This is a genomic window from Sphingobacterium rhinopitheci (assembly GCF_022627575.1).
Lineage (GTDB): Bacteria > Bacteroidota > Bacteroidia > Sphingobacteriales > Sphingobacteriaceae > Sphingobacterium > Sphingobacterium rhinopitheci.
This window is the reverse complement of sequence record NZ_JADEYQ010000044.1, coordinates 1-7,318: the sequence shown is the minus strand read 5'-3', so window position 1 is coordinate 7,318 and position 7,318 is coordinate 1. Positions and strand designations below refer to the sequence as shown.

Sequence of the window (7,318 nt, the reverse complement as noted above, 5' to 3'; positions counted from 1 at the left end):
GACGCCAACAGAATTCCTGTTGAAATATGGAAAACTCTCTGAGTTTCCAACATTCCAACAGGATAACAATAGCAATTCTGATTGGAATTCTTTAGTTTTGAATGTAGCTAGTTAGGGTAAGATTACACTATGTGTTTTTTGTGTATTATATATTGTATATATTTGTATGTGAAAATGAGAAAAAACATAGATATCGATGAAAGCACTTTAACTAAGTTAAAGTTACTTTCTTTTTATGTAGACTATAAAGAGAAAGAACGTTTGAAATCATTAACTGATGAGGAAAAGAAAGATTTAGGATTGTTGTTACTTATGCTGCAATCAGACAGAAGCGAAGTTGGAAGTCGTGAAGAAGTAATTAATATTTTAGACTAATGAGAGTTGTTTTTTGCGCTCCTTTATTAATGATATTAAAAAGATCACAGATAAAAAATTGAAGGCTAAAATCAAAGAATTTATCATTGAACTTGAAAATGCTGAAAAGTTAGAAGAGTTAACTAACGTAATAAAAATGAAAAGCTTTTCTACAGCTTATCGTTGTAGAATAGGAGATTGTCGTTTAGGTTTTTATAAGGATGATGATCAAGTTGAATTGTCTAGATTTGTAAAAAGTAATGATATTTATAAGGTTTTTCCTGAAAATAGACATTATCTCAAATTTATATAATCGGCCCTTCTTAAAGAAATGGACCTTTGACCTCTTGTTGAAAATTTGATACATTAAAATTACATTACTAGTATTTCATCATAAATATATCTTCAATGGAACTTATTCTAATTGAATAATTAGAAACTTTAAAATATTTTCACATATCATAACATTAAGTCTATTATATGAATTGTTATCGAGGAATTAAACTATTCGCTTTTTTTTCGTTCCTTGCGTTTAGTGCCTGCTCACATCAAGAAAATGAATACTTTGATCTGAGCGATCAAAGCATAAAAATGAAAGCTAATGTCAGCACACTAGTTGGAACGGCCACCCCTACTTGGGATAATCAAGATACTATTGGACTCTTTGTTAAACGTAGCAACACGTCTGGATTCAGTCAACTACTGGAGACCAATCGTCAACTTATTTACAATGCATCGAATGATGAACTTCAATTAATCGGAAATCCAATCTACTATCCACAATCTGGTTCGTTGGATCTTGTAGCATATGCTCCATTTAAGTCTGGGGTATCAAACACTTACCCAATTAATATTTCTAACCAAAGTAATCTGAAGGCTATAGATTTTTTGTACAGTAATACAACAAACAACATCAATAAGCAAGGAAATCCAGCTTCGTTAACTTTCGATCATCAATTAAGTAAAATTGCATTTTCGCTGCAAAATTTTGATAACACGACCAGTGGATTACAAAACGTCAATATTGCATTAAAAGGATTTGCATCTCAAGCTGAGTTTGACTTGTCATCAGGAACTATTACAAACCAGATCATATCAACCAATCCTATTACTATTGGACTAAGCCGTGAAGCTATCGTCATCCCTAATACGAATCAATCAAACAAAATCTTCACTTTCACTATAGATGGTGTCACCTATGATTATACTTTACCTACTTCTGACGCCTTCGAAAAGGGAAAAATGTATAATTATTTGATAACAATTAATAACAGAAAAATAACGGTTACTTTATCAAATATAACATCATGGATTAACAATTCTTCGGGAATTGACGATTTAGGAACAATAAGTACAGATCCGGTCGAATATGCTTATATTCCAGCAGGAACCTTCCAAATGGGAGCTCCCGATACCTCAAATACCCTTCAAAGCTATGAGAAACCACAACATTGGGTTCGAATTAGTAAAAGTTTCTATATGAGTAAACATGAAATTACGGTCTCGCAATATGCTGATTTCTTAAATGCAAATGGTGTAGCGTACAATAATATAGCGAAAATATATCATAACATTGATAATGAATCTACTTATTTATTCTATTCAAAAAAAGAATCTACACCATATTTTGAGAATAACAAATGGGTAGTAATGCCAGCTATTAAAAACTATCCTATGCAAGGTGTTACATGGCATGGAGCACTAGCTTACGCGCAGTGGAAGGGAGGTACATTGCCAACAGAAGCGCAATGGGAATACGCGTATCGGGCGACAACTAAAAACAAGTTTTTCACTGGAAACTTTGGAAGTGAAATGATGGCCTATGGCTATTATCATAACAATACAGGAGGTTATGTTAAACCTGTGGGAGAAAAAAAGCCCAATCCTTGGGGATTATTTGATATAGCAGGAAATGTATTAGAATGGTGTCTAGATGGACCTGAAAACAACGAAATCGTTTCATATCCAGTTGCTAACAGTGAATTATCTCCAATTATTGATCAAGTGGGAGGAATAAGTAAAAATGGTCATGCTTATTACCGAGGAGGAAATTATTCAGCAACTGTACAACTCGCATCGGCCTATAGCCGAAATAGTATACAAAAAGAATATTCTGCGTGGCAAATTGGTTTTCGAATAGTACTAAACCCTTAATCATCAAAGGTAAATATCATGTTAAACACAAAAATTATATATATATTCATTTTTTTTCTGAGCCTATTACATTCTTGTAAGAAAGATGATTCTGTACAACAAAAGGAATTACAAGATGACCATATACAGTTTAGTATAAGTATAAATGGTTCAAATAACGATCTAAGCTTAGGATCAAAATTAGCGCTCTCTAGTCCAGGTAATAGAACTGATTTTAACACACAATTTACCACTGGCGACAGTATTGGAGTTTTTGCAGTACTTACAGGACAGCCATTGGCCAACTCAGGAAATTTGATACATAATATCAAAATTACTTACGACGGTACAAAGTGGGAGTCTAATGTAAAATGGCCAGAAGGATATCCTAATTTAGATTTCTATGCTTACTATCCGTATGATCCTCAAATGACGAATCCTAATAATTACAAGTTCGTAGTAAAATCTGATCAAAGTGATAATAATAATCATGCAGCTTCAGACCTAATGTCCGCAAAATCAGTAAATATAGGTGCAGTTTCTGTAGTAACGCTGAATTTTACACATTTACTGAGTTTGATGCAAGTAGAACTCCCTGCTACATCTTCTAAAGGAAATAAACCCGATCCACGTTTAGAAATCATATTAAATAAATTACAGAATACAAGCGTATTCAATCTAAGTGAAAATGAATTGACTACGAATCCAACAGTATCTACAAGCATTCGGCCTTATCGTTTAGAGCAACCAGGAAGTGCATCATTTAACGATACATATACTTACCGAGCTTTGATACCTGCGCAGACTCTTCCTGCAAACCAAGATTTGGTAATGATGAATCAAGGTTTTGCGTCAAAAGTATCTAAACAAAAAAATACACTTCAAATGACGACAGGCAAATCCTATCGCTTCTCTGTTGATGATTTTCCTTCGGACAATATCAGTACCGTTTTTATTAAAGCAGGAACATTCTTAATGGGAAATCTTGATCCTAATGCCTTAGGCTTTCAAGGCGGGCCGGCGCATTGGGTAAAATTGACGAAGGATTTCTGTATGACCAAATATGAAATAACAATTAGTCAATATGCAGAATTTTTAAACGCTATCGGTGTCAGAGCTCCACAGGATGGATTAGTAATGCTACAAGGAAAAGTATTGTATAACAATGTAAATAACGAAAGCACTTTGCCAATATATGATATGGCGGCGAACAAATATACTACTACTCCAGGCTTCGAAAATTATCCTATGAATTTGCTTTACTATGATTCAGCCAAAGCATATGCTACTTGGGTAGGCGGCAAACTTCCTACGGAAGCCCAATGGGAGTATGCAGCACGTGCAGGATCTACAACGCCATTTTATTTTGGAACTCAACAAGAAGTGTTAACTAATTACGCTTGGATTTCAGAAAACAGCAACTATAAAGCACATGCAGTAGGTCAAAAAATCCCAAACGCATGGGGCTTATACGATATGTACGGTAATGTAGCAGAAATAACAGACGACAAAAACACAGATTCTAATACAATAGACCCATATCCAACAATTAGCACAGAAGACAGTCCACTTATTGACCCTTTAAACCAATCTGGTTCTGCATTTATCATCCGGGGTGGTAGTTTTATCAGTACCAAGAGTACTGCTAACTCCTACTTAAGGTCAGCAGTAGTTAGTGGAAGTGCTAATTATAATGTCGGTTTTAGGGTAATTTTTGAGAAATAATAGACTAATAGTATATATTAAAAAATGTTGATAATCTTGAATTACTTTGGAAGTATTTATCTCTAAATTGGTAAACGGAACGCTTCTTATTGAATTGTCCATCTTCAGTTATTTCTGGGAATGAAAGTGTTAGGTCTTTTATTTTCAATTGAATAAATTCTTGGTCTGCGTCAGTTAACTCATCAGGTAGACTTCCCTGTTTTTCAGACCAATTAAAAATGTTAAATTAGTTTTAAAAACTATTCTTCAGAAAAGAATAAATTATATAAAGCCGCAATTAACAAAAACATTTATATACGTAGAACATGGATTGTTGGCAGGCTCAATCAATACATATCCCAAAGTGCCAATAGTAGAGGAAGAAGAAGCAAATATTAACGAAGATTTTAACTGGAATTAACGTTATTTAGCTAATTGGGAATAAAAAATATTACAAATGAAAATAAATCAAACTTTAAAACCAACAATAAGATTGTTTGTTTTTATGGCTTCAATATCTGTCTTGTCAGCCTGTAAAGATATCAATGGAAAGGATAACTTGGGAGATAATATAGTAGCACTTAAAGTAGGTATGCCCTCTATATATGAAAACGATCGTCCAGACATCAAAAATAATGTCGCTGCATCGTTTGACCGATTAAAGATTGTAGAAAGAGTTCAGTTGTCAAATAAGCTGGAACTTGTGGCAGAATTTATACCTGAGATAGATAATAGTAGTAGCGTATCTTCTAAGATTATAAAAAAAAGTATTAATAGAGCCGCTGTAGTTGAAACTAATATACCTAATGGTACGCTTTACCAAATAAGAGGTTATAATATGAGCAAAAATGAGCTCACTCAATTTAGAGATTATACTGTTGGTAACGAAGCAAATTCCCCTTCACTTATGTTAGATGGTGGTGATTCATACCGTATGATTGGCGCTACTAGTAATAGTCCAACAGGACCTTTGCCACAATTTGTATTAGCTACGTCAAATCCTAATAACTATGGAGATATACAAGCGCGATCATATAACGCTGCTAACCCTGAATTATATATATGATGAGTTGATACAAATAGGTGGTAATAATCCACAAGAAATCTACCCAAGGTTCAAAAATGTTGCTGCACGTATAAAGTCTATAACCATAGAAGCTATTCCTGAATTGAATATTAATATCACAGAATTAGAAGCAAAATTCATCAATTTGTACCCCGAAGGGAATTATCGTTTTTCGACAGCGACAGGAAGAGGTAGTCCAGGAGAACAAAATATTTCGTTCACCGTACCAGGAACCACTAGATCTGTATCTGCTACTGCTCCTACTGGAGGTTCGTTAATAACAGGTACAAAGTTTGTTACCAGTGGTTCTGAGTTTTTTGAAATTACAAAAATGAGTGCCGGTGGTGCTACTGTAACTAATATACGCCCTTTTGCATCTACACGCTTAGTACCAGGTATGATTTATAACCTCAAGCTGACAATCAGAACTTTTAGACCATTGGGGCCCGGTGATGTAGAAGTCAATGGGCAGATTTGGATGAACTATAACCTAGGTGCCGACCCCAATTTCCCCACACCTAATGATTATACGACTTTTACTAAAGCTAACTTTGGCGATTACTATTTATTTGGTAAAAAAGAGCCTTTTATTAGTGGTGAAATAACATTATTGAAGAATAATACCATAGGTGCTGATATTCCGAAACCTGGAGCACTTCAGTCTACGAATGCTTATCCTTTTCCTATGCCTATAGCAGGTAGTGGATATTATATGCCACAAACTACTTTAGCAAACTCTGGAGTACCAGTGACTGATAAATGGAAGTTAGGTACGGAAACTGAACCTATCAAAAATACGGATCGGGATCCTTGTCCTACTAATTATAGAGTTCCTACTCGGACTGAAGCTGAAGCATTATTAAACTATTTACAAACTGGTGGGTCAATCGTAAGACTTAGTGCACCTGATGCTTTAGATAGGAAAGATGGTAAAACAGCTTATCAACTTACAAAACCAGTACCAGGTGAAGATCCTATTGTATTAACGTTTGCAGCAACAGGATATTATACCATAGCTATTGGCGATAATAACCCTTTTCCATGTAAATCGTCAGCAAAAAGTGGACAGTTAAAGTTATAATCTTAAGGAGGGTTTTCATTAAAAACATTAAATTTAAATATGGAAACTCCAAAGAAAAAGAGCACTGAAAAATTTGTCAAAGACATTCGTAAGTACACCCTTAGGATTTTCAGTTCAGAGCAAAAGATTCTAATTGTAATGGAAGGCCTTCGAGCAGAGATTTCAGTGGCCGAACTCTGCCGTAAACACAACATTGCCCAATCGCAGTTTTATTCCTGGAACAAAGAATTTATGGAAGCGGGTAAAAAACGTCTTTCAGGTGATATTACCAGAGAAGCAACAAGTGATGAGGTTTCAGATTTAAAGAAAGAAAATGCTCGTCTGAAAGAAATTGTAGCCGATCTAGTTCTTCGCTACGATATTGTAAAAAAAAGTTCAGACATGCTGGATTAATCCATAAATACAGGAAATATATGCGATTATCAGCAAGTGAGAAATACGAGATCATACAAACAGTCACACGGAGTGAAATCGGTGTAAAACCAACTTTGGATAGCTTTGGAATTGCCCGAAGTACCTTTTATAAATGGTATCAGAATTACCTCAAAAGTGGCTTTGATGGCTTGGAGACAAGTAAAAGAAGTTGTCGTAGGCAGTGGAATAGTATCCCCCAAGAGCAAAAGGATCTGGTTGTAGAAATTGCGTTGGAACATACCGAGTTGTCTTCAAGAGAATTAGCTTACAAAATAACAGATGAACAAGGTGTTTTTATTTCTGAATCAAGTGTTTACAGGATACTAAAACAAAGAGATTTGATTCCTGCACCCAATCATTTTCTTATTTCAGCAGCTAATGAGTTCAAAGATAAAACAGCATTTGTGCATCAAATGTGGCAGACGGACTTCACTTATTTCAAGATTATTGGCTGGGGATGGTACTATTTGAGTACTGTTTTGGACGATTTTAGCCGCTATATTATTCATTGGGAATTATGTGACTCGATGAAAGCTGACGATGTAAAAAGGACAGTAGATACAGCA

Annotated in this window: 8 protein-coding genes; all 8 read left to right on the top strand. The window is 34.8% G+C overall.

Annotated elements, in window-relative coordinates; translation table 11 throughout:
* Window positions 1-174 precede the first annotated feature (174 nt).
* Complete coding sequence (locus tag IP023_RS15570; RefSeq protein WP_241791333.1) at window positions 175-375, top strand: hypothetical protein; 201 nt, start codon at window positions 175-177, stop codon at window positions 373-375.
* A 58-nt stretch (window positions 376-433) separates the two neighbouring features.
* The gene (locus IP023_RS15565; protein WP_241791332.1) at window positions 434-667 is read left to right on the top strand and encodes a plasmid stabilization protein; all 234 of its coding nucleotides are present in this window, start codon (window positions 434-436) and stop codon (window positions 665-667) included.
* A gap of 278 nt (window positions 668-945) precedes the next feature.
* The gene (locus IP023_RS15560) at window positions 946-2,508 is read left to right on the top strand and encodes a fimbrillin family protein (protein ID WP_241791331.1); all 1,563 of its coding nucleotides are present in this window, start codon (window positions 946-948) and stop codon (window positions 2,506-2,508) included.
* Between the two features lie 18 nt (window positions 2,509-2,526).
* A complete protein-coding gene (locus IP023_RS15555; RefSeq protein ID WP_241791330.1) occupies window positions 2,527-4,212 on the top strand; it encodes an SUMF1/EgtB/PvdO family nonheme iron enzyme in 1,686 nt (561 codons plus the stop codon).
* A 436-nt stretch (window positions 4,213-4,648) separates the two neighbouring features.
* Window positions 4,649-5,257: a hypothetical protein gene (locus IP023_RS15550; RefSeq protein WP_241791329.1), complete on the top strand. Its 609-nt coding sequence runs from the start codon at window positions 4,649-4,651 to the stop codon at window positions 5,255-5,257.
* Complete coding sequence (locus IP023_RS15545; protein WP_241791328.1) at window positions 5,202-6,338, top strand: hypothetical protein; 1,137 nt, start codon at window positions 5,202-5,204, stop codon at window positions 6,336-6,338. The genes IP023_RS15550 and IP023_RS15545 overlap by 56 nt, the downstream gene beginning before the upstream one ends.
* Window positions 6,339-6,377: 39 nt before the next feature.
* On the top strand, window positions 6,378-6,731 hold the full coding sequence (locus IP023_RS15540; RefSeq protein WP_241791327.1) for a transposase: 354 nt from the start codon (window positions 6,378-6,380) through the stop codon (window positions 6,729-6,731).
* Window positions 6,732-6,751: 20 nt separating this feature from the next.
* On the top strand, window positions 6,752-7,318 hold a 567-nt coding region (locus IP023_RS15535), incomplete at its 3' end, for a helix-turn-helix domain-containing protein (protein ID WP_241791326.1).